Below are 20,888 nucleotides of genomic sequence, written 5' to 3'. Positions count from 1 at the left end.
GAGACGCCTCAGACGGCGGAAGACTCGACGTCGTCGTAACGTCGTTGGGGCAGGTGCAGCACCCAGCCACCGAGCGGCCAGATGGCCGCGGTCAGGAGAGCGCCGAGGGCCCATTGCCAGCCCGGCCAGGCGCCGGCCAGCCAGGCCATGATGAGCTGGCTGACCAGTTGGGCCACGAAGAACACGGGCAGCATGTGCATGGCCTGGCTCCAGAGATCGAAACGCTGGAGCCGGCGGTGCAGCGCGAAGGCGCCGTACGCCACGAGGGTGTACGAGAGGGCATGGCCGCCGAGCAGACCGGCATCGTGCACGTCGAGCAGCAGCCCGAAGATGAACGCCGCCACCATGCCCACGCGGCGCGGCTCGTGGGCGCACCAGAAGGCGATGACGAGGGCCAGCACGTCGGGCGCACCCGCCCACTGGCGCCAGGGCAGGAGCGAGGCCAGCCAGACCAGCAACAGCGTGCCCCACACGAAGGCGCCATGCGCGGCATGCGCGAGGCGCTCGGGCTCGACGTTGCTGGGCATGCCCAGGGCGCGGCGGCCCCGGCTGGCGTCGTGCTTACTTTCCGCCACCGTCGGCCTCCTGTCGATTCAGTTCAGCGCGCGCCACGTCGACCTGCAGAACCAGGAAGTGGCGATAGCGCTCGGGATGAGCCAGCGGCTCGGACAACGCGCGGGCAAAGCCGGACGCGGTATCGCGCTCGACCGACGCGACCTTGGCCACCGGCAGGCCGGCCGGGAACAGCCCGCCCACGCCGCTGGTGACGATGGTATCGCCGGCCTTGATGTCGGCGTTGGCCGCAAGATAGCGAACCTCGATGACGCCGGGGGTGTTACTGCCGAAGGCAATCAGACGCAGCCCGTTGCGCAGCACCTGCACCGGGATCGAGACGCGCTCGTCGGTGACCAGCGCGGCCTCGGCCGTCATGGGCGTGGTGCGCACGATCTGCCCGACCACGCCGCCTTCGTCGATCACGGGCATGCCAGGCTGCAGACCGGCGTTGCTGCCCTTATTGAACACCAGACGCTGATGAAATGCATTGGGCGGCTCGTAGAGCACCTCGACGACCACCGCCGACTGGGTGATGTTGTCGGTGACACCGAGCAGGCGGCGCAATTGGGAATTCTCGGCGGCCAGCTGCACGGCATGCGTGGCGACCTGGGCCAGCTCGATGCGCTGGCGCTGCAACGCTTCGTTTTCGCTGCGGATCATGTTGGCCGCATTGACCCATTCGTCGACCTGCTGGACGAGGTCGCGCGGCGCCATGACGGCACGCTGGAACGGATAGAGGGCCACGGAGACGGCGCGGCGTACCGGTTCGAGGATGCGCAGTTGCGAATCCACGCCCATCAGGACGAGCGCCATCAGGACCAGGACGGCCAGCCTCACCTCGGCCGGCGGGCCGCGGCGAAATAGCGGTGGGGTCGTCCCTTGTCGTTGCATGAAATACTCAGCCCGGGCAGTGCGGCCCGGTGCTGCCATGCTGTCCGGTGCCGCCGCAAAGGCGGCATCCGGTCAGCCGCACGGGCTTAGTCGTTGATGAAAATGGCGCCGAGCTTTTCAAGGTGCTCGAGCGCTTCGCCGCAACCACGCACCACGCAGGTCAGGGGATCGTCGGCCACCACGACGGGCAGACCGGTTTCTTCCTGGAGCAGGCGATCCAGATCGCGCAACAGTGCGCCACCGCCGGTCAGGGCGATGCCCTTGTCGGTGATGTCGGCGCCGAGTTCGGGCGGGGTCTGTTCGAGCGCGATCTTGACGGCCGAGACGATCTGGTTGAGCGGATCGGTCAGGGACTCGAGGATCTCGTTGGACGACACCGTGAAGCTGCGCGGCACGCCTTCGGCCAGATTGCGGCCCTTGACCTCGATCTCGCGGACTTCGGAGCCCGGGAAGGCCGAGCCGATTTCCTTCTTGATGAGTTCGGCGGTGGGTTCGCCGATCAGCATGCCATAGTTGCGGCGGATGTAGTTGACGATGGCTTCGTCGAACTTGTCACCGCCGACGCGCACGGAGCCCTTGTAAACCATGCCGCCCAGCGAAATCACGGCCACTTCGGTGGTGCCGCCGCCGATGTCGACGACCATCGAGCCGCTGGCATCGGACACCGCCAGGCCGGCGCCGATCGCGGCGGCCATGGGCTCTTCGATGAGGTAGACGTGCGACGCGCCGGCGCCGAGCGCCGACTCACGAATCGCGCGGCGCTCGACCTGGGTCGAACCGCAGGGCACGCACACGATGATGCGCGGGCTGGGCGCGAGCATGTTGCGGGGGTGCACCATGCGGATGAACTGCTTGAGCATCTGCTCGGTGACCGTGAAGTCGGCGATGACGCCGTCTTTCATGGGGCGGATGGCTTCGATGTTGCCCGGCACGCGGCCCAGCATCTGCTTGGCTTCCTGGCCCACGGCCTGGATGATTTTCTTGCCGTTGGGGCCGCCTTCGTGACGAATGGCGACCACCGAAGGTTCGTCCAGCACGATGCCCTTGCCCCGGACGTAAATCAGCGTGTTGGCGGTACCGAGGTCGATCGCCATATCGCTGGAAAAATAACTACGGAGGAATCCGAACATGGGAGCTCAGCTAGATTCAGGTATTAGAGGTGACGCCACGCGGCGCGGCAACCCGGGGGCACAAACGCGAGTTCTGGCCTCGGTTCGGTATTGGGTCCGCCTGACTGCAGCGATTAAACCGTGAATCATAACTTATAATTTCACCGGAAATAGCGCTTAAATGCAGGCTATTCAAGCTTTGTAACGGGTTGGCCCTGTGCATACTGCCAGCTCCGCCATTCCGTCACACCCCCCTTCATTTTGGTCTTCTTTCCATGGCGCTCACCGCACAAGACGTGGCCCGCATTGCCCGGCTGGCCCGCATCGAATTGACCCCCGAACAGCAGGACACGGCTCAGGCCGAGCTCAATGGCATCCTGGACCTGATCGAGAAGCTGCAGGCCGTCGACACCACCGGCGTGGAGCCGCTCGCCCACCCGCTGTCGGCGCACGAAGACATCGTCCTGCGCCTGCGCGACGACGCCCCCACCGAACCGGCCACGGCCGAGCGCCGCGCCGAACTGCTGGCCAACGCCCCGGCCGAGGCCGACGGGCTGTTCCTGGTACCCAAGGTTATCGAGTAAGTCATGGCTAAACCCGCATTGCATACCGAGATCGGCGACATCGCCGCCCAGCGCGCCGCGCTGGCCGCGCGCAAGGTGAGCGCCGTCGAACTGGCCCAGAGCGCGCTGGCGGCCGCCGAAGCGGCCGCGCCGCTCAACGCGTTCCTGCACATCGACACCGAGCTCACGCTGGCCCAGGCCCGCGCGGCCGATGCCGCCCTGGCTCAGGGCACGGCCGGCCCGCTCGCCGGCATCCCCATCGCCCACAAAGACGCGTTCGTCACGCGCCAGTGGCGTACCACCGCCGGCAGCCGCATGCTCGAGGGCTACGTCAGCCCGTTCGACGCCACGGTGGTCGAGCGCCTGGAGGCGGCCGGTGCCGTCTCGCTGGGCAAGCTCAATTGCGACGAGTTCGCCATGGGTTCGGGCAACGAAAACTCCGCCTACGGCGTGGTCCGCAATCCGTGGGATACGCAGGCCGTGCCGGGCGGTTCGTCGGGCGGCTCCGCCGCGGCCGTGGCCGCACGTCTCGTCGCCGCCACCACCGGCACCGACACCGGCGGTTCGGTGCGCCAGCCCGCCGCCCTGTGCGGCGTGAGCGGCATCAAGCCCACCTACGGCACCGTGTCGCGCTTCGGCATGGTGGCGTTCGGCTCCAGCCTGGACCAGGCGGGTCCGCTGGCCCCCAGCGCCCGCGATCTGGTCGAGTTGCTCGATCCCATGAGCGGCTTCGATCCGCGCGACGCCACCAGCCTCGAAACCTGCGACGGCGAGACCAACGCCCCCGGCCGCGTGCGCGCCGCGTTCGACCGTGCGGCCCAAGGCTATGACGCCGCCGGCAGCCAGCCGCTGAAGGGCCTGCGCATCGGCGTGCCCGCCGAATATTTCGGCGCCGGCCTGGCGCCCGACGTCGCCGCCGCGGTCGACGCCGCGCTGGCACAGTTCGAACAGCTCGGCGCCGAGCGCGTGTCGATCTCGCTGCCGCGCACCGAGCTCGCCATCCCCGCCTACTACGTGATCGCGCCGGCCGAAGCCTCGAGCAACCTGGCCCGCTACGACGGCGTGCGCTACGGCCATCGCACCACCAATCTCGACAGCGTGAGCTATGGCGGCGGCAAGACCATCGACAACAAGCTCGAGGTCATGATCAGCCGCTCGCGCGCCGAGGGTTTCGGCGCCGAGGTCAAGCGCCGCATCCTGATCGGCGCCTACGTGCTGTCGCACGGCTATTACGACGCCTACTACCTGCAGGCACAGCGCCTGCGCCGCATGATCGCGCAGGATTTCCAGCGCGCCTTCGCCGGCCAGTGCGACGTGATCATGGGCCCGGTCACCCCGACCGTGGCCAAGAACATCGGCGACAACCGCGACGATCCGACCGCCGACTGGCTGGCCGACATCTACACGCTGGGCGTGAGCCTCGCGGGCCTGCCCGCGATGTCCGTGCCCTGCGGCTTCGGCGCCGACGGCCGCCGTCCGGTGGGTCTGCAGATCATCGGCAACTACTTCGACGAAGGCCGTTTGCTCGCCCTCGCCGACCGCTATCAACAAGTGACCGACTGGCATCAACGCACGCCGGCAACGCAGGACGCCTGACATGAACTGGGAAATCGTCATCGGCCTGGAAACCCACGCCCAGCTTTCCACCGACTCCAAGATCTTCTCCGGCAGCAGCACCCGCTTCGGCGCGGCGCCCAACACGCAGGCCAACGTCGTCGACCTGGCCCTGCCCGGCAGCCTGCCCGTGATGAACCGCGGCGCCGCCGAGCGCGCGATCCGCTTCGGCCTGGCCGTGGGCGCGACCATCGCACCGCGCTCGGTCTTCGCCCGCAAGAATTACTTCTACCCCGACCTGCCCAAGGGCTACCAGATCAGCCAGTACGAGCTGCCGGTGGTCCAGGGCGGCTCGATCTCGTTCTTCGTGGGCGAACAGGAGCACACGGTCGAGCTGACCCGCGCTCACCTCGAAGAAGACGCCGGCAAGTCGCTGCACGATGAGCTGTCCCTGCCCGATGGCCGCCCGGCCAGCGGCGTGGACCTGAACCGCGCCGGCACGCCGCTGCTCGAGATCGTGACCGAGCCGGTCATGCGTTCGGCCGCCGAAGCCGTGGCCTATGCCCGCGCGCTGCACAGCCTGGTCGTCTGGCTCGGCATCTGCGACGGCAACATGCAGGAAGGCTCGTTCCGCTGCGACGCCAACGTGTCCGTGCGCCCGGTCGGCCAGGCCGAGTTCGGCACCCGCACCGAGATCAAGAACGTCAACTCGTTCCGCTTCCTGGAGCGCGCCATTCTGTTCGAGGCGCGCCGCCAGATCGATCTGATCGAAGACGGCGGCACCGTCGTCCAGGAAACCCGTCTGTACGACGCGGATGCCGACGAAACCCGCAGCATGCGCAGCAAGGAAGACGCGCACGACTACCGCTACTTCCCGGATCCCGACCTGCCCCCGCTCGTGATCGGCGCCGACTGGATCGAGCAGGTGCGCGCCACCATGCCCGAGCTGCCCGCCGCGCTGCGCGCGCGCTTCGAGGCCGACTTCGGTCTGCCCGCCTACGATGCGGCGCAGCTCAGCACGAGCCGCGATCTCGCCGCGTACTTCGAAGCGGTGGCCCGCGCGCTGCCGGCCGGTCAGGCCAAGCTCGCGGCCAACTGGATCATGGGCGAGGTGTCGGCCACGCTCAACCGCGAAGAAAAAGACCTCGCCGACGCGCCGGTGCAGGCGCCCGCGCTGGCGCTGCTGATCAACCGCATCGTCGACGGCACGATCTCGAACAAGATCGCCCGTGATGTTTTCGCCAAGATGTGGGCCGGCGAAAACGGCGGCGATCCCGACGCGATCATCGAGGCCAACGGCTGGAAGCAGATCAGCGACACGGGCGCGATCGGCGGCATGATCGACGAGGTCCTGGCGGCCAATCCGGCCATCGTGGCCGAGTACCGAGCGGGCAAGCAGAAGGCGTTCAACTCGCTCGTGGGCCAGATCATGAAGGCAGCCCGCGGCAAGGCCAACCCGCAGCAGGTCAACGATCTGCTCAAGCAAAAGCTCGACGCCTGACGACGACGGCCGGCGCCTCGCGCCGCGCCGACGTGAAGAGGCCGCCGCCCGTTGCCGGGCCGGCGGCCTTTTTTTTTCGTGGGTCAGTGGCCGCAGCCACGGACGCCGGCGTCGATCAGACGCCGTATTTGTCGCGATAGGCCTGCACCGCGTCGCGATGCTGCGCGAATTGCGCGTCGTCCTGGAGCAGCGCCATGATGTCGGCCAGCGAGGCGATGCTCACCACGGGGATGCCGTAGGTGCGCGCGACGTCCTGCACGGCGGAGTGCGGCGAGAGCGCGTCGTCGGCGCCGGCGCGCTCCATGCGGTCCATGGCGATCAGCACGGCGGCCGGCTGCGCCCCCGCGGCGCGGATGATCTCGACCGACTCGCGTACCGAGGTGCCGGCGGTGATCACGTCGTCGATGATGACGACACGACCCGCGAGCGGCGCGCCGACCAGCGTGCCGCCTTCGCCGTGATCCTTGGCTTCTTTGCGGTTATAGGCAAACGGAAAATCGCGGCCCTGAGCCTGCGGATGCGCGGCCAGCGCCACCGAGGTCGCGGTGGCCAGCGGGATGCCCTTGTAGGCCGGCCCGAACAGCATGTCGAACTCGACGCCCGACTCGAGCAGTGCCTGCGCATAGAACTGCGCCAGCTGGCCCACCGAGCGGCCGGTGTTGAACAGGCCGGCATTGAAGAAGTACGGGCTGGTGCGCCCCGACTTGACCTTGAAGCTGCCGAATCGCAGCACGCTCTCGTCGAGCGCGAATCGAACGAATTGAAGGGCGGTGGAGGCGGCGGCGGACATGCGGGGGATTCCTGGCAGAGGGGTGACGAAACCCCGCCATTATCCGCGATCCGCGCACTTTTCGCCTGGCCGCCGCAGACAGGCCGCATCGCGGCGCATGGCCGCCACGCGTCGGGACACCGTGGTCGGCAATGGCCTCGCCCCGGGCACGCGCCCCCGGGCCGCCGCGTCGGTTACAGTGCTGGCCTGACGCGACCGTGCGCGTGCCGGCGTCCCCCGAAGGGCCGGCCGGTACACGTTCAGCCCCCCGGAAATTTCAGGAGTCCTGCTTTGCTGCGTATCACCTCGCTCAACCTCAACGGCATCCGCTCGGCCTTCCGCAAGGGCCTGCAACCGTGGATGGAAAGCCACGCCGCCGACATCCTGTGCCTGCAGGAAATCAAGGTCGCCGACGCCGACCTGACCGACGAGCTGCGCCACCCGCCCGGCTACACCGGCCACTTCCATCATGCGCAGAAGAAGGGCTACAGCGGTGTGGGCATCTACCTGCGCAATCCCGCCGAGCGCGTGGTCAACGGCTTCGAGTGTGAAGAGTTCGACCTCGAAGGCCGCATCATCCGCGCCGACTGGAAGGATCTCAGTGTCATCAGCGCCTACCTGCCCTCCGGCTCCAGCGGTGACGAGCGCCAGCAGGCGAAATACCGCTTCCTCGACACCTTCGCGCCCTGGCTCGAAGGCCTGATGGACGAACACCGCAAGACCGGGCGCGAGTTCGTGGTGTGCGGCGACTGGAACATCGCCCACAAAGAGATCGACCTGAAGAACTGGAAGGGCAATCTCAAGAACTCGGGCTTCCTGCCTGAAGAGCGCGCCTGGCTCAGCGAGGTGTTCGACAGGCGCGGTTTCGTGGACGTGTTCCGTCAGATCGACGAGCGCCCGGACCAGTACACCTGGTGGAGTAATCGCGGCCAGGCCTGGGCCAAGAACGTAGGCTGGCGTATCGACTATCAGATCGCCACGCCGGGCATCGCAGCCCGCGCCAAGACGGCGGCGATCTACAAGGACGAGCGCTTTTCGGACCACGCACCGCTCACGATCGACTACGACGTGAAGCTGTAAAAAATAACGGGGACGCATATGGCGGAAAATATTTTTTCGCCCGTCCCTGTTTCCGTGGACTAACGGCGGGCGTGCGGCACCAGGCATCCATACCGGCCCCGCCGAAGCATCACAGAAAATAGGTGACGCATCTAATCCACCTATGAAACGGCCCGGTCCCGGCCGCGATTCCGGCGCCGCGTCGCTCCGCCCGCCGCCATATACGTCCCTATTTATTGCCCGCCTCGGGCCCGCGCTCGCGCCCAGGAACGAACCTTTGCGATCGCCTGTCTTTTCCTACACAATCCCCGCGCACCAAATCAGTGCGATGCATCTCATTCGCACCATTTTGGTTCTTTTGTGCACCAATCAGGAACATTGCCGCCCTCGCCGCGGCATCTGGAGGACGACGTGAAACTGCAGGGCATGGATGACTTCTTGAAGGGCGTGGCCGCCCGCGATCCGCACCAACCCGAATTCATGCAGGCGGTGGAAGAGGTCATGCAAAGCCTCTGGCCGTTCCTCGAGAAGAATCCGCAGTATGCCGAGCAGGCGATCCTCGAGCGTCTGGTCGAACCCGAGCGCGTGATCCAGTTCCGCGTGTGCTGGACCGACGACCAGGGCCGCGCCCGCGTCAACCGCGCCTTCCGCGTCCAGCACAGCTCCGCCATCGGCCCCTTCAAGGGCGGCATGCGCTTTCACCCCACCGTGAACCTCTCGGTGCTGAAGTTCCTGGGCTTCGAACAGACGTTCAAGAACGCGCTGACGACGCTGCCCATGGGCGGCGGCAAGGGCGGTTCGGACTTCGACCCCAAGGGCAAGTCCGACGCCGAAGTGATGCGCTTCTGCCAGGCCCTGATGATCGAGCTGTACCGCCACCTCGGTCCCGACACCGACGTGCCGGCCGGCGACATGGGCGTGGGCGCGCGTGAAGTGGGCTTCATGGCCGGCATGATGAAGAAGCTGTCGAACTCCTCGGCCGCCGTGTTCACGGGCAAGGGCCTGAGCTTCGGCGGCAGCCTGATCCGCCCCGAGGCCACCGGCTACGGCACGGTGTACTTCGCCGAAGAAATGCTGCGCCGGGTGAACTCGTCGTTCGACGGGCTGCGGGTGTCGGTCTCCGGCTCGGGCAACGTGGCGCAGTACGCCATCGAGAAGGCCATGGCGCTGGGTGCGCGCGTCGTCACCGCCTCGGACTCGAGCGGCACCGTGGTGGACGAGGCCGGCTTCACGCAGGAAAAGCTGAGCGCGCTGATGCACGTGAAGAACGAGCTGCGCGGCCGCATCGAAGACTACGCCAAGAAGTTCGGCCTGACCTTCGTGCCCGGCAAGAACCCGTGGCATGTGCCGGTGGACGTGGCCCTGCCCTGCGCCACGCAGAACGAACTCGACCGCGACGACGCCGCCACGCTGATCAAGAACGGCGTGAAGTGCGTCGCCGAAGGCGCCAACATGCCGGCGACGCTGGCGGCCGCGCATGCCTTCATCGACGCGCGCGTGCTGTACGCACCGGGCAAGGCCAGCAACGCCGGCGGCGTGGCGGTCTCGGGTCTCGAAATGGCGCAAAACTCGGCCCGCCTGGGCTGGACGCGCGACGAAGTCGATACCCGCCTGCACGCCATCATGCGCGACATCCACGAGAACTGCGTGCGCCACGGCCATGCTTCCGAGGGCTACGTGAATTACCTCGACGGCGCCAACATCGCCGGCTTCGTGAAGGTCGCCGACGCCATGCGCCTGCAGGGTCTGTACTGATCGGCACGGGCAGCGCGTAGACGCGTCGCCCCGTCAGGCTTCAAACAAAAACGCCAGCGCATCGCGCTGGCGTTTTGCATGGCGAGGCGCCCGTCGCACTCGGCCGTTGCACTCCGCCGTCGCACTCCGCCTTTGCACTCCGCGGTTGCACGGCGCCCGTTGCACTACCCCCTCAATGCCAGTCGTCGCGGTAGACGAACTTCGGCATCTGCCAGTTGAAGCGCAGGGCCAGCAGACGCAGCGCCAGTCCCACCGTGAGCGCCACCGGCACGGCCAGACTTGTGAGGCCCAGCATGAAGTCCAGGCCGATATACACCAGCCCGGTGAGCAGCGACACGCTGGCGTACAGCTCGCGCCGGAACAGCAGCGGAATATCGTTGCACAGCACGTCGCGCAGCACCCCGCCCGCGCAGCCGGTGATCATGCCGCTCACCAGAATGATGGGCAGCGAGAGCCCCATCTGCTGCGCCACCTTGCAGCCGATCACGGTGAATGCCACCAGGCCCAGCGCGTCCAGCAGCAGAAAGAGGCTGCGCAGATGCCGCAGCACGCGCGCGCACAGCGCAGTCAGCATGGCCGCGCCCGCGGTCATGCCCAGATACTCGGGATGCGCCACCCAGGTGAGCGGGTAGTGCCCCAGCAGCACGTCGCGCAGCGATCCGCCGCCGAGCGCCGTCACGCAGGCGATCACGCACACGCCGAACCAGTCCATGTCGCGCCGGCCGGCCGCCAACGCGGCCGTCATGGCTTCGGCCACGATGGCCACCAGGTAGAGCGAGTGCAGCAGCAGGGTCGAGGCTTCGGCGGGCATGGGAGTCAGCAGGGGCTGGCGACGAAAGTCCGTATTCTAGGTGAGTCGGTGGTCTTGATGCGTGTCAAGGCGGCGCACGCCCGTTGGTCCGAGAATGGGACGATCGCGCCCCTTCTACCCGGAGCGAGGCGCGCCACAAGGAGAACACACCATGAGCACTCTCGGGCCCCTCTTGCTTGCCACCGACCTCAGCGCGCGCAGCGATCGCGCTCTCGACCGTTCCTTGATGCTGGCGCGCCAGCACGACAGCCGCCTCGTGGCGCTGCACGTGATGGAGCCGCCGCCCGCCACGGCGCTGGCGGCCCCGGCCTGGCGCCGCCTGGCCCCCGACCACAAAATGCTGGCCGAGCAGCGCCTCGCCGAAGACCTGGCCGACGCCGCCGTGCCCACCGAGGCCGTGGTGGCGCGCGGCCATTCGGTCGACGTGATCCTCGATACCGCCGCTCACTTCGGCTGCCAGCTCATCGTGACGGGCATCGCCCGCGAAACCACGCTGGGCCGTCTGCTGCTGGGCAACACCGTCGAGCGCCTCGCGCGGGTGGCCCGCCAGCCCGTGCTGGTGGTCAAGGCGCGGCCGCGCCGGCCGTATCAGGACGTGGTGATCGCCACCGACTTTTCCGAAGGCTCGCGTCAGGCCCTGCGCGCCGCGCTGGCCGTGGCGCCGGGCGCGCGCCTGACGCTGTTCCATGCCTTCGCGGTGCCCGGCAAGGCCGACACGATGAGTCAGGACGACATCGCCGTGCATTGCCACAAGGAAGCCGAGCTCAAGGCCGAGGCCTTTCTGCGCGACACGCCCGAGCTGGCCGGCCTGCCCCGGCCCGACGTGGTGCTGGAAGCCGGCCAACCCGAAGCGCAGCTCTCGCCGTTCGTCTTCCAGCGCCGCTGCGACCTCGTGGTGACCGGCACGCATGGCCTGAGCGGCATTCTGCGCACCGCCCTGGGCAGCGTCGCCGAGAAGCTGATCGAGGCGCTGACCTGCGACGTGCTGGTGGTGCGCCAGAGCGGTCCGGCCCGCGGCTGAACGCACCGGCACCGGGCCTGCGGCACGGCCCCTGGGCCCGAGCCCACGACCGAGCCCACGGCCCGAGCCCGCGGCCCGCGGCAGCGGCGCACACAGTCACGACCCAACGAAAACGGCCGCGCTGCCAGGCAGCGCGGCCGTTGTTCCGAGCCGTCCCGGCGCGGCTGGCGCCGGGACGACCTGTGCTCAGAAGATGTGGCGAATGCCCACGCCCGCACCCACCTGGCTGCTGCGCGCGATCTCGAGGCTGGCGGCGTCCTTGACCTTGTTGTAGTCGACGGTGCCGTAGACCTGCGTGCGCTTGGACAGCGCGTATTCGGCCACGGCCACGAAGGCGTAGCGCTTGCCCTTGTCGCCGTCGACCTGGACGTTTTCGCTGCGGTCGTAGTAGCCCGCGCCGGTGATCGCCCAGCGCGGCGTGGCCTGCCACGTCGCGCCCGCGAAGTAGCCCTGGTCCTTGCGCTGGACACCGGCGTTCGGAACCGGGCTGCCCATCACGGCATTGACCCAGCCCGTTTCGTCGCGGCCATTGAAGTAGCCCGCGAACACCTTGACCGGCTCGAAGTTGTAGCTGGCGTTGAGGTTCCAGACGCGCTGTTCGTAATCGGAGTTGCCGGCGGAGTTGGTGAGCTGATAGCCGCCGCCCACCGACAGCGGGCCGGTGGTGTACGACAGCGTGCCACCGTACTGGCGGCCCAGCTTGTGGTCTTCGAAGCTGTCCGAGAACGCGTACGACAGGATGACGTCGAAACCGGCCAGCTTGTTGTTGCGGTAGCGCACCGAGTTCGAGCTGCGTGCACGCGACATCGCCACCGGCAGCCAGGAATTCTGGTCGTAGTTGCCCACGGTCAGCGGATCGTATTGATCGGCCAGGATCGTGAAGATCGGGGTGTCCTGGCGGCCCAGCGAGATCGCACCCCACTCGTTGCCATCGACGCCGACATAGGCGTGGCGATTGAAGAACGAGTTGGGATCGGACCGTTGGCCGTCCTGGATGTTGAAGCCGCCTTCGAGGCGGAAGAACACGGAATTGCCGTTGCCGATGTCCTCGACGCCGCGCAGACCGAAGCGGCTGTTGGAGATGGCGCCGTTGGCCAGGCTGACGCGGCTGTTGTCGGTGTTGGTGCCGCTGCCGGTGCTGAGATAGCGCAGGCTGACGTCGGCGATACCGTAGAGCGTGACGCTGGTTTCGGCGGCGTGGGCGGCCGTGGCGCACAGGCCGGCAAGCGCGAGCGCGGATGCGATTCGCTTCATGTGGGTCTTCTCCTCCGTGCGGACGCATGGGTGGCGGCCGCTGTGTCGTTATACCGATCCCTCTCCGAGACCGGATGCGCGGGTAACGCAGGGCGCTACCATATCACCGGGGGTCGGACCGAACACGTCAGGAAAACCACGAAAGTTGCATCGGTGCGACAGTCAGCGCAAGGTCAGGAAGCGTTGGCCGCTTCGCTCTCGAGCGCGTCGATATCGCGCCTGCGCAACCACAGCAGAATCAAGCCGGGCACGGCGATCAGCACCGTGACCATGAAGAAGCCCGGCCAGCCCAGAAAGCCCACCAGTACAGGCGTGAGCGGGCCGGCCAGATAGGTGCGACCCACCGCCGACAAGGCGGAGAGCAGCGCGAACTGCGTGGCCGAAAACTCCTGTCGGCACAGGGCCATCAGCAAGGCCACGAACGCCGCCGTGCCGAGCCCGCCGCAGAGGTTTTCGATGCCCACCGCGGCGCTCATGATCACCAGGCTTTTCGGGCTGATGGCGATCAGCCAGTAGCCGAGATTGGACACGGCCTGCAGCAGCCCGAAGGCCATGAGGGAGCGATACAGCCCCCAGCGCGTCATGATGGCGCCGCCCGCCAGCGCGCCCACGATGGTGGCGATCAGGCCCAGCACCTTGTTCACTGTGCCGACCTCGGTCGCGCTGAAGCCCGCGCCGCGTATCAGAAAGGTGGTGGACAGCGCCCCCGCGAAGGCGTCGCCGAGCTTGTACAGCACGATGAGCAGCAGCAGCGTGTACGCGCCGCGGCGGGTGAAGAACTCACGAAAGGGCTCGACCACGGCGAGGCGCAGGCTGCGCGGCGTGGCGGCGGGCTTCTCGGGCTCGGGCGCGCTCAGCGTGGCCAGCACGCACAGCAGCATCAGCAGGCCCATCAGGATGTAGGTATTGCCCCAGCCCAGCAGATGGTCCGCCAGGATCAGGGCCAGGCCGCCCGAGACCAGCATGGCGACGCGATACCCCAGCACCTTGACCGCGGCGCCCGCCCCTCGCTCCGATTTATGCAGGACGTCGGTACAGTACGCGTCGAAGGCGATGTCTTGGGTGGCCGACAGAAACGCCACGAGCACCGACAGCAGCGCCAGCGGCAGCAGCGCCTGCGAGGGCGACATCAGGCCCATGATCATGATGCAGATGGCCAGCAGCAACTGCGTGACCAGCATCCAGCCCCGGCGGCGGCCGAGCAGCGGCGGCACGTAGCGGTCGACCAGCGGCGCCCACAGAAACTTGAGGGTATAGGCCGTGTTGACCAGGGTCAGCATGCCGATCTGTTGCAGCGAGACGCCGTCGACCGTGGCCCAGGCCTGGAGGGTGCCGCTGGTCAGCGCGAGCGGCAGGCCGCTGGCGAACCCGAGCGCCAGCAGCGGCGCCACACGGCGATTGCGATAGACCCGGGTGGCCTCAATAAGATCGGCGATGGCGCGCTCCTTCGATGGCGCCGGCTCGCCTCGCGCGCCGGCCTGCAACAACTACCGGCATATTACCAACCCGGGCGGCTTTGCCGTCAGGGCGCGGCGAAGCGATACACCGCCAGCGTGCTGCGCCAGCTCGGCAGCACCCGGACCTCGCGGTCTTCGTTGAACGTGGCGCGTTCCAGGATGCGCAGGTTCAGCGAACGCGCCAGATCCTCGAAGTCGCGCAACGTGCACAGATGGATGTTGGGCGTGTTGTACCAGGCGTAGGGCATCTGCCCGGTCACCGGCATGCGGCCGCGCAGGATGGACCAGCCGTGCGGCCAGTAGCCGAAATTGGGAAACGACACGATGCCATAGCGCGACACCCGCGCCATCTCGCGCAGGATGTGCTCGGTTCGGTGCATCGATTGCAGCGTCTGCGACAGCACCACGGTCTCGAACTGCTTGTCGTCGAACAGCGCCAGGCCGTCTTCGAGGTTCTGCTGAATGACCTGCACGCCGCGGCGCACGCATTCGATCACGTGATGATCATCGATCTCGACGCCGGCGCCCTGCACCTGGCGCACGTCGCGCAAGTACGCGAGCAGCGCGCCGTCGCCGCAGCCCAGGTCGAGCGCGCGGCTCTTGGGCTCGATCCAGCTGGCGATGCGCGCCAGATCGGGACGAAGGCTCGGCGTCACGCCCGTTCGAGGCTGGGTCGTCATGCGGGCAATCCTTGGGTCTGGGCCGCGCCGGTCAGGCCGAGCGCGAGCGCGATGCGTTCGTAGTAGCCGCGCACCACCGCGTGATAGCGCGCGTCTTCGAGCAGGAACGCATCGTGGCCGTGAGGCGCGTCGATCTCGGCGTAGGTGACCGGGCTGTTGTTCTTGAGCAGCGCCCGCACGATCTCGCGCGAGCGCTCCGGCGGAAACCGCCAGTCGGTGGAAAACGACACCAGCAGGAAGTCGGCCGTGGCCGGCGCGAGCGCCCGGGCCAGATCGCCGCCGGTCTCGCGCGCGGGATCGAAGTAGTCGAGCGCGCGCGTGATCAGCAGGTAGGTGTTGGCATCGAAGTAGCGCGAGAATTTCTCGCCCTGGTAGCGCAGGTACGACTCGACCTCGAACTCCACGTCGTAGCCGTAACGGTAGGCGCCGTTCTCGGCCGGCGAACGTTGCGTGCGGCCGAATTTCTCGGCCATGTCGTCGTCGGACAGGTACGTGATGTGGCCGATCATGCGGGCCACCGACAGACCGCGCCGCGGCACGGTGTTGTGCGCGTAGTAGTCGCCGCCGTGGAAATCCGGATCGGTGATGATGGCGCGTCGCGCCACTTCGTTGAAGCCGATGTTCTGGGCCGACAGGCGCGGGGTGCTGGCCACCACCACGCAATGCGCCACGCGCTCGGGGCAGGTCACGGCCCACGAGAGCGCCTGCATGCCGCCCAGCGAACCGCCCATTACCGCGGCGAAGCGCTCGATGCCGAAATGATCGGCGACCCGGGCCTGCGCCAGCACCCAGTCTTCGACCGTGAGCACCGGAAAGGCGGCGCCCCACGGCTGACCCGTGGCGGGATTGATGCTGGCGGGGCCGGTCGAGCCGAAGCACGAGCCGATGTTGTTCACGCCGATGACGAAGAACACATTGGTGTCGACCGGCTTGCCGGGGCCCACCATGTTGTCCCACCAGCCGATGTCCTTGGGATCATCGGCGGCGATGCCCGCCACGTGGTGCGAGGCGTTGAGCGCATGGCACACGAGCACGGCATTGGTGCGCTCGGCGTTGAGCGTGCCGTAGGTCTCGACGGCGACTTCGTAGCCGGCCAGGGACTGCCCGCTGGCCAGGGCCAGAGGCTCGTCGAAACGCAGGAAGACGGGAGATACCACGCCGGCGGAGCCTACGGCGCCTTGCGGGGCGGTGGCATGCGGCGGGGTGACGGGCAGCGAGGCCGACGCGGGGTGCGCGACGGTCGCCACGGGGGAAGCTGGGCTGGTCATCACAGACCTCTTTAGCTGGATTTATAAAAGGCGCCCGCAAGCGGATCAGGCAAATCGGCGCCGACAATGAGGAGGAATTCTAGCACTCTCGCGGCACATGAGTGTGGCGAGGTGTGCGCAGGCGGGTCAATGGCGGGTGAACCAGAGCAGCGCGGGCGCGAGCACGAGAAACACCACGGTGGAGATCAGCACCGCGCCGGCGGCGGTGTCGCCCATGTCGGTGTAGCGCCGCGCGTACATATAGCTCACGACCGCGCAGGGCATGGCCATCTGCAGGGCGAGCGCGCCCGCCAGCGGCGCCGTCAGGCCCAACATCCAGACGGCCGCCCAGCCGGCGCCGATCCCGACCAGCAGGCGCATCATGCCGACCACCGCGCCGGTGCGCAGGCCGCTCGACGGAATCAAGGCCAGCGCGTGCCCCAGGCTCAGCAGCATCAGCGGCACCGTGACGGCGCCCAGCATGCTGGCCGTCTCGATCACCCAGCCGGGCACCGGGATGCCGGCGACGCGCAGCGCGACCGCGGCCACGGCCGCGATCAGCACGGGGCTGCGCCAGCCGCCGCTGGTGCTCGCGCCGGGCAGCAGGCGCACGCCCAGCGTATGCATGACGAACGAGTTGACGGCAAAGAAGGCGACCGCGGCCGACAGGCCCACGTCACCGAAGGCGAGCTGGGACACGGGCAGGCCGAGGTTGCCGGCATTGGGCATGAAGGCCGTGGGCAGCAGCTTACGCACGGGCAGTTTCAGCACCTTCAGCAAGATCGCGCAGATGGCCGCGCACAGGAACAGCGCCAGCAGCGACGCCATCGCGATGTCGGCCAGCGCGCGGTCATCGAGCTCGGTGGTGACGAAGGTGTGGAAAACGAGCGCCGGCGTCGTGACGGACGTGACCAGCATGGTCACGAAGGCGCCGCCGAACGGGTAGTCGCGCTTGCCCCAGAACACCCCGATGCCCACGCACGTCAGCAGCGGCGCCAGCATGACGATGGCGGACAGATAAAACTGCGCGATGGCAAACATGGAACAGCGCTCTACGTAAAAAGGAATGAGGTAATCAACGTGCTTTTGCCACGGCGAATGGGCGCGCGGCGGGCGCCGGGGCACCTGTTCAAATGCGCGCTCCGACCGCTCCGCCTCGTCGGGCAAGGCACCGGTTCATGACCCTCCTCCTTACGCCGCGCGAGATCGAATGTCTGCGTTGGGCTGCTGCCGGTTATCCGAGCAACGCCATCGGCGTGCGTCTGGGCATCCGGCCACGTACGGTCGAGTTTCACCTGACCAACGCGCGCGAAAAGCTCGGCAGCCGCAATCGCTGCGCCGCCGTGGCGCGGGCCCAGCAACTGGGTCTGCTGACCCCGCCGGTACCGCTGCCTGCCCAGAAGCCGGCATCATAACGGCAGCCGCTTGATCGACGCCAGGAACGTTCGCGCCTCGGCTTCGGGCAAGCCGGCCACGGTGCCCACCGCCACCGCCTGCACCAGCAGGCCATCGTCCACCCAGACCCGGGCGTACATCCAGCGTGCCGGCTCGCCTTCGGCCGAGCGTGCGTGCAGCACGGTGCCCGGCGCGGGCCAGGCCGCGGGCGGGGCCGCGCCGATGCGGGCATACAACGAACGCTGGACGCCCTCGGCCAGCTGTTCGCGCGTGCGCGCCGGCAGGCCGGGGGGCAGCGGCGCATGGCCCACCGCGAACACGCCATCGCCGACGCGCGCCGACGTGAGGGTGAAACGCAGGCTCGTGCCTTGCGCATCGAGGTCGCGCGTCTCGGCCTGCACCTTGGCCGGAAACGCCGCCTGAATGCGGCCATCGGCCAGCAGCAGCTCGCGCCAGTTGTAACTCGGGCTGCAGCCCGCGAGCGCCAGCAGCAATGCGATGCCGGCCAGCGCGCCGCCGGCATTCTTGAGCATGAAACGAAACCGCAGTGAAATCATCGTTGTCCGGCCTCGTGCCGTTTCGACAGACAGGTCCGCACAGTGTCGCCGAATTCCTACACCCTCGCAGCCGACGGCACCCGCCTCGCCTGTTATCGCTGGCCCGCCGCCGGCCCCGCGCCGCGCGAGGGCGGGATCTACCTGCTGCACGGGCTCTCCGAGCATATGGGCCGCTATGAGCACCTGGCCCGGGATCTGACACGGCGGGGCTGGCGCGTGGCGGCCCACGACCATCGCGGTCACGGCCAGTCCGGGGGGCCGCCGGCCAGCCTGCGGCAACAGGAAGACCTGGTGGAGGACGCCGCCACCTGTATCAGCGCCTGGACCGAAGAACTGGGCCGCCCGCCCGTGGTGCTGGGCCATAGCCTGGGCGCGCTGGTGGCTTTGCGGCTCGCGCTGCGGCACCGCGCCCGCGTCGGGGGTCTGGTGCTGGCCAGCCCGCCCTTCATGGTGCGGGTGCCCGGCTGGACCCGGCGCGCCCTGCAATGGCTGGCCGAGCGCCATCCCGACCGGCGGGTCCCTTACGGGCTGACCCCTGCGCGGGTCTCGCACGACAGGCAGGTCGTGGCGGCCTTCAAGGCCGATCCGCTGGTGCACCGGTGCATTACCGGCCGGCTGGCGCGTTTCATCGACCAGGCCGGTGGCGAAGTGCTCGCCGAAGCGGCCATGCTCTGCCATCCCACGCTGCTGCTGGTGGCGGGCGACGACCGCATCGTGGCGCCCGAGGGCAGCCGCCTGTTCGCCCAGCGCGCGCCCGCCGGACTGCTGCGGTTGCGCTGGTACGACACTGCCTGGCACGAACTCTTCAATGAGACGCCCGCCATCGCCGGCCCGGTCTACGCCGACCTGCATCGCTGGCTCGACGGGCATTTTGGGGGCACACTGGATCCAAATCCCCTGCCGGCCCCCGGGGCAAGCCTGACGGAGCTCGTCGGCTCCCCGTAAAATCCCGCCTCGACCTTACGCACACAAGAACAATCCGTGACTGATACCGCCGCAACCCGACTGGCCCGCCTGCAGGCCAATACCGCCCTCCTCGCGCAGACACTGCGCGGCGTCGAGAAGGAAGGCCTGCGTGTGGACCTCCAGGGCGACCTGGCCCGAACGCCCCATCCGGCGGCCCTGGGCTCGGCCCTGACCAACGAGCACGTCACGACCGACTACTCGGAAGCCCTGCTCGAGCTGATCACCGGCACCCATGCCAACGTCGACACCCTGCTGACCGAGCTGACCGACACCCACCGCTTCGTCTATGGCGAGCTCAAAGACGAAGTGATCTGGAATCAGTCCATGCCGGCGCATCTGCCGCCCGAGGCCGACATCCCGATCGCCTGGTACGGCACGTCCAACACCGGCATGCTCAAGCACGTCTATCGCCGCGGCCTGGCCGAGCGCTACGGCAAGACCATGCAATGCATCGCGGGCGTGCACTACAACTTCTCGCTGCCCGACGCCATCTGGTCCCTGCTCGATCCGCAGGCGAGCTCGGTGCAGCAGAGCCGCTCCAGCGGCTACATCGGCCTGATCCGCAACTTCACGCGGTATTCGTGGCTGCTGATGTATCTGTTCGGCGCGGCGCCGGCGCTGTCGCGCGCATTTCTGCGTGGCGACGCGCACGGGCTCGAGTCGCTCGACGCCGACACGCTGTATCTGCCCTACGCCACCAGCCTGCGCATGAGCGATCTCGGCTACCAGAACAAGGCGCAGTCGCAGCTCAAGCCCTGCTACAACGACCTGAACACGTTCCTCGCCCGCATCTATGGCGCCGTGACGCAGCCGTGGCCCGCGTACGAGGCTCTCGGCACGAAGCGCGAGGGCGAGTGGATTCAGCTCAACACCAACGTCCTGCAGATCGAAAACGAGTACTACTCGAGCATTCGTCCCAAACGCGCGACGGGCCGCTGCGAACGCCCGATCACGGCGCTGGCCGAGCGCGGCGTGCAGTACGTCGAAGTGCGCTGCCTCGACATCGACCCGTACGAGCCCGCGGGACTGGCCGCCGACACGGCGCGCTTCGTCGACGCCTTCCTGCTCTATTGCACCGTTTCCGACAGCCCGTACTTCACCGAAAACGGCTTCTGTCAGCGCAGCGCCGACAACTTCTCGGTGGTCGTGAAAGAGGGCCGCAAACCCGGCCTCATGCTCGACCGGGACTGCCAGTCGATCTCGCTGCAACAATGGGGCGCGGAGCTGCTCGACGCCATCGCGCCCTACGCCGCGCTGTATGACCAGGCACTCGGCGGCGATGCCTACGCGCGCGCCCTCGAGGCCCAGCGCGCCAAGCTGGCGAATCCCGACCTCACGCCGTCGGCACGCCTGCTGGCCGCGCTGCGCGCGAGCAAGCAGTCGTTCCACGACTACACGCTGGCGCAGAGCCGCGCGCACGCCGACGCGTTGCGCGCGCAACCGCTCGCCCCCGAGCAGGCCGCCGTCTATGCCCGCACGGCCAGCGAGTCGATCGCGGAACAGCAGCGCCTCGAGGCCTCGGACACGGTCGATTTCGACGAGTACGTGGCGCAGTATCACGCCGCGCTGAAGAACCCGCTGCCGGCGCGCGACGCGGGCTGAGGATGCCGGGAGGGCGGGCGCGTCGCCGCGCCCGCGCCTCGTCGGCCATGCCTGGCCGGCCGCGCCTGGCCGGCCGCGCCTAGCCGGCCGCGCCTCGCCAGCCGCGCCTAGCCGGCCGCGCCTAGCCGGCCGCGCCTAGCCG

General features: G+C 68.1%; 20 protein-coding genes and 1 riboswitch. Of the genes, 9 read left to right on the top strand and 11 right to left on the bottom strand.

The window, feature by feature from the left end:
• Window positions 1–8: 8 nt before the first annotated feature.
• From mreD to CEK29_RS01555, 3 genes are all read right to left on the bottom strand, one after another.
• Window positions 9–527 carry a rod shape-determining protein MreD gene (mreD, locus tag CEK29_RS01565; protein ID WP_094798734.1) on the bottom strand — a complete coding sequence of 173 codons (519 nt, stop codon included), beginning with the start codon at window positions 525–527 and terminating at the stop codon, window positions 9–11.
• 34 nt (window positions 528–561) lie between these two features.
• On the bottom strand, window positions 562–1,446 hold the full coding sequence (gene mreC / locus CEK29_RS01560; protein WP_094798446.1) for a rod shape-determining protein MreC: 885 nt from the start codon (window positions 1,444–1,446) through the stop codon (window positions 562–564).
• 86 nt (window positions 1,447–1,532) lie between these two features.
• Window positions 1,533–2,576: a rod shape-determining protein gene (locus CEK29_RS01555; RefSeq protein ID WP_094798445.1), complete on the bottom strand. Its 1,044-nt coding sequence runs from the start codon at window positions 2,574–2,576 to the stop codon at window positions 1,533–1,535.
• A gap of 254 nt (window positions 2,577–2,830) precedes the next feature.
• Here CEK29_RS01555 and gatC point away from each other — a divergent pair, with 254 nt between their 5' ends.
• Genes gatC through gatB form a run of 3 tightly spaced genes read left to right on the top strand, consistent with a single transcriptional unit; the run spans window position 2,831 to window position 6,173 of the window.
• Window positions 2,831–3,139, top strand: a complete 309-nt coding sequence (gene gatC / locus CEK29_RS01550; protein ID WP_094798444.1) for an Asp-tRNA(Asn)/Glu-tRNA(Gln) amidotransferase subunit GatC — start codon at window positions 2,831–2,833, stop codon at window positions 3,137–3,139.
• A 3-nt stretch (window positions 3,140–3,142) separates the two neighbouring features.
• Entirely contained in the window at window positions 3,143–4,714 is a 1,572-nt protein-coding gene (gene gatA, locus CEK29_RS01545; RefSeq protein WP_094798443.1) for an Asp-tRNA(Asn)/Glu-tRNA(Gln) amidotransferase subunit GatA, read from the top strand.
• A gap of 1 nt (window position 4,715) precedes the next feature.
• Window positions 4,716–6,173: an Asp-tRNA(Asn)/Glu-tRNA(Gln) amidotransferase subunit GatB gene (gene gatB / locus CEK29_RS01540; protein WP_094798442.1), complete on the top strand. Its 1,458-nt coding sequence runs from the start codon at window positions 4,716–4,718 to the stop codon at window positions 6,171–6,173.
• 115 nt (window positions 6,174–6,288) lie between these two features.
• Here the strand turns inward: gatB and pyrE are convergent, their stop codons facing one another.
• Window positions 6,289–6,963 carry an orotate phosphoribosyltransferase gene (pyrE, locus tag CEK29_RS01535; protein WP_094798441.1) on the bottom strand — a complete coding sequence of 225 codons (675 nt, stop codon included), beginning with the start codon at window positions 6,961–6,963 and terminating at the stop codon, window positions 6,289–6,291.
• Between the two features lie 270 nt (window positions 6,964–7,233).
• On the opposite strand from pyrE, the gene CEK29_RS01530 reads away from it, so the two are divergent.
• Window positions 7,234–8,022 carry an exodeoxyribonuclease III gene (locus tag CEK29_RS01530; protein WP_094798440.1) on the top strand — a complete coding sequence of 263 codons (789 nt, stop codon included), beginning with the start codon at window positions 7,234–7,236 and terminating at the stop codon, window positions 8,020–8,022.
• Between the two features lie 390 nt (window positions 8,023–8,412).
• Window positions 8,413–9,756, top strand: coding sequence for an NADP-specific glutamate dehydrogenase (gene gdhA / locus CEK29_RS01525; RefSeq protein ID WP_249278927.1), 1,344 nt, complete (start codon window positions 8,413–8,415; stop codon window positions 9,754–9,756).
• Between the two features lie 172 nt (window positions 9,757–9,928).
• On the opposite strand, the gene CEK29_RS01520 is transcribed toward gdhA, so the two are convergent.
• On the bottom strand, window positions 9,929–10,567 hold the full coding sequence (locus tag CEK29_RS01520) for a trimeric intracellular cation channel family protein (protein ID WP_094798439.1): 639 nt from the start codon (window positions 10,565–10,567) through the stop codon (window positions 9,929–9,931).
• Between the two features lie 151 nt (window positions 10,568–10,718).
• Here CEK29_RS01520 and CEK29_RS01515 point away from each other — a divergent pair, with 151 nt between their 5' ends.
• Window positions 10,719–11,588 carry a universal stress protein gene (locus CEK29_RS01515; protein ID WP_094798438.1) on the top strand — a complete coding sequence of 290 codons (870 nt, stop codon included), beginning with the start codon at window positions 10,719–10,721 and terminating at the stop codon, window positions 11,586–11,588.
• A gap of 186 nt (window positions 11,589–11,774) precedes the next feature.
• Here CEK29_RS01515 and CEK29_RS01510 read toward each other — a convergent pair whose 3' ends face one another.
• The 5 genes from CEK29_RS01510 to CEK29_RS01490 form a co-directional block, all read right to left on the bottom strand.
• The gene (locus CEK29_RS01510; protein ID WP_094857157.1) at window positions 11,775–12,842 is read right to left on the bottom strand and encodes a porin; all 1,068 of its coding nucleotides are present in this window, start codon (window positions 12,840–12,842) and stop codon (window positions 11,775–11,777) included.
• Between the two features lie 173 nt (window positions 12,843–13,015).
• Window positions 13,016–14,266 carry a muropeptide transporter gene (locus CEK29_RS01505; protein ID WP_094798732.1) on the bottom strand — a complete coding sequence of 417 codons (1,251 nt, stop codon included), beginning with the start codon at window positions 14,264–14,266 and terminating at the stop codon, window positions 13,016–13,018.
• Between the two features lie 98 nt (window positions 14,267–14,364).
• On the bottom strand, window positions 14,365–14,979 hold the full coding sequence (metW, locus tag CEK29_RS01500; protein WP_094798436.1) for a methionine biosynthesis protein MetW: 615 nt from the start codon (window positions 14,977–14,979) through the stop codon (window positions 14,365–14,367).
• Window positions 14,976–16,247, bottom strand: a complete 1,272-nt coding sequence (metX, locus tag CEK29_RS01495) for a homoserine O-succinyltransferase MetX (RefSeq protein ID WP_094798435.1) — start codon at window positions 16,245–16,247, stop codon at window positions 14,976–14,978. The genes metW and metX overlap by 4 nt, the downstream gene beginning before the upstream one ends.
• Window positions 16,238–16,318: riboswitch (SAM riboswitch) on the bottom strand. Its footprint overlaps the gene before it by 10 nt.
• Before the next feature lie 55 nt (window positions 16,319–16,373).
• Window positions 16,374–17,267 (bottom strand): AEC family transporter, encoded by an 894-nt coding sequence (locus CEK29_RS01490; protein WP_094798434.1) that lies wholly within the window; start codon window positions 17,265–17,267, stop codon window positions 16,374–16,376.
• A gap of 137 nt (window positions 17,268–17,404) precedes the next feature.
• Between CEK29_RS01490 and CEK29_RS01485 the strand changes: the two genes are divergently transcribed.
• Entirely contained in the window at window positions 17,405–17,641 is a 237-nt protein-coding gene (locus CEK29_RS01485) for a response regulator transcription factor (protein ID WP_094798433.1), read from the top strand.
• On the opposite strand, the gene CEK29_RS01480 is transcribed toward CEK29_RS01485, so the two are convergent.
• Window positions 17,636–18,154 carry a hypothetical protein gene (locus tag CEK29_RS01480; RefSeq protein ID WP_255176039.1) on the bottom strand — a complete coding sequence of 173 codons (519 nt, stop codon included), beginning with the start codon at window positions 18,152–18,154 and terminating at the stop codon, window positions 17,636–17,638. The genes CEK29_RS01485 and CEK29_RS01480 overlap by 6 nt on opposite strands.
• 66 nt (window positions 18,155–18,220) lie before the next feature.
• Here CEK29_RS01480 and CEK29_RS01475 point away from each other — a divergent pair, with 66 nt between their 5' ends.
• Together CEK29_RS01475 and gshA are read left to right on the top strand one after the other, a co-directional pair.
• Entirely contained in the window at window positions 18,221–19,123 is a 903-nt protein-coding gene (locus CEK29_RS01475) for an alpha/beta hydrolase (protein ID WP_094857155.1), read from the top strand.
• A gap of 36 nt (window positions 19,124–19,159) precedes the next feature.
• On the top strand, window positions 19,160–20,746 hold the full coding sequence (gshA, locus tag CEK29_RS01470; protein WP_094798430.1) for a glutamate--cysteine ligase: 1,587 nt from the start codon (window positions 19,160–19,162) through the stop codon (window positions 20,744–20,746).
• Window positions 20,747–20,888 lie beyond the last annotated feature (142 nt).

It is taken from the genome of Bordetella genomosp. 5 (assembly GCF_002261475.1).
Lineage (GTDB): Bacteria > Pseudomonadota > Gammaproteobacteria > Burkholderiales > Burkholderiaceae_B > Bordetella.
The sequence above is the reverse complement of the archived record's forward strand: the minus strand, read 5'-3'. Positions and strand labels throughout refer to the sequence as shown.

Excerpts from the sequence above, each read along its gene's own strand:
- mreD (WP_094798734.1), bottom strand. The coding sequence starts at position 527 with ATGCCCAGCAACGTCGAGCCCGAGCGCCTCGCGCATGCCGCGCATGGC.
- mreC (WP_094798446.1), bottom strand. The coding sequence starts at position 1,446 with ATGCAACGACAAGGGACGACCCCACCGCTATTTCGCCGCGGCCCGCCG.
- CEK29_RS01555 (WP_094798445.1), bottom strand. The coding sequence starts at position 2,576 with ATGTTCGGATTCCTCCGTAGTTATTTTTCCAGCGATATGGCGATCGAC.
- gatC (WP_094798444.1), top strand. The coding sequence starts at position 2,831 with ATGGCGCTCACCGCACAAGACGTGGCCCGCATTGCCCGGCTGGCCCGC.
- gatA (WP_094798443.1), top strand. The coding sequence starts at position 3,143 with ATGGCTAAACCCGCATTGCATACCGAGATCGGCGACATCGCCGCCCAG.
- gatB (WP_094798442.1), top strand. The coding sequence starts at position 4,716 with ATGAACTGGGAAATCGTCATCGGCCTGGAAACCCACGCCCAGCTTTCC.
- pyrE (WP_094798441.1), bottom strand. The coding sequence starts at position 6,963 with ATGTCCGCCGCCGCCTCCACCGCCCTTCAATTCGTTCGATTCGCGCTC.
- CEK29_RS01520 (WP_094798439.1), bottom strand. The coding sequence starts at position 10,567 with ATGCCCGCCGAAGCCTCGACCCTGCTGCTGCACTCGCTCTACCTGGTG.
- CEK29_RS01515 (WP_094798438.1), top strand. The coding sequence starts at position 10,719 with ATGAGCACTCTCGGGCCCCTCTTGCTTGCCACCGACCTCAGCGCGCGC.
- CEK29_RS01510 (WP_094857157.1), bottom strand. The coding sequence starts at position 12,842 with ATGAAGCGAATCGCATCCGCGCTCGCGCTTGCCGGCCTGTGCGCCACG.
- metW (WP_094798436.1), bottom strand. The coding sequence starts at position 14,979 with ATGACGACCCAGCCTCGAACGGGCGTGACGCCGAGCCTTCGTCCCGAT.
- metX (WP_094798435.1), bottom strand. The coding sequence starts at position 16,247 with ATGACCAGCCCAGCTTCCCCCGTGGCGACCGTCGCGCACCCCGCGTCG.
- CEK29_RS01490 (WP_094798434.1), bottom strand. The coding sequence starts at position 17,267 with ATGTTTGCCATCGCGCAGTTTTATCTGTCCGCCATCGTCATGCTGGCG.
- CEK29_RS01485 (WP_094798433.1), top strand. The coding sequence starts at position 17,405 with ATGACCCTCCTCCTTACGCCGCGCGAGATCGAATGTCTGCGTTGGGCT.
- CEK29_RS01480 (WP_255176039.1), bottom strand. The coding sequence starts at position 18,154 with ATGCTCAAGAATGCCGGCGGCGCGCTGGCCGGCATCGCATTGCTGCTG.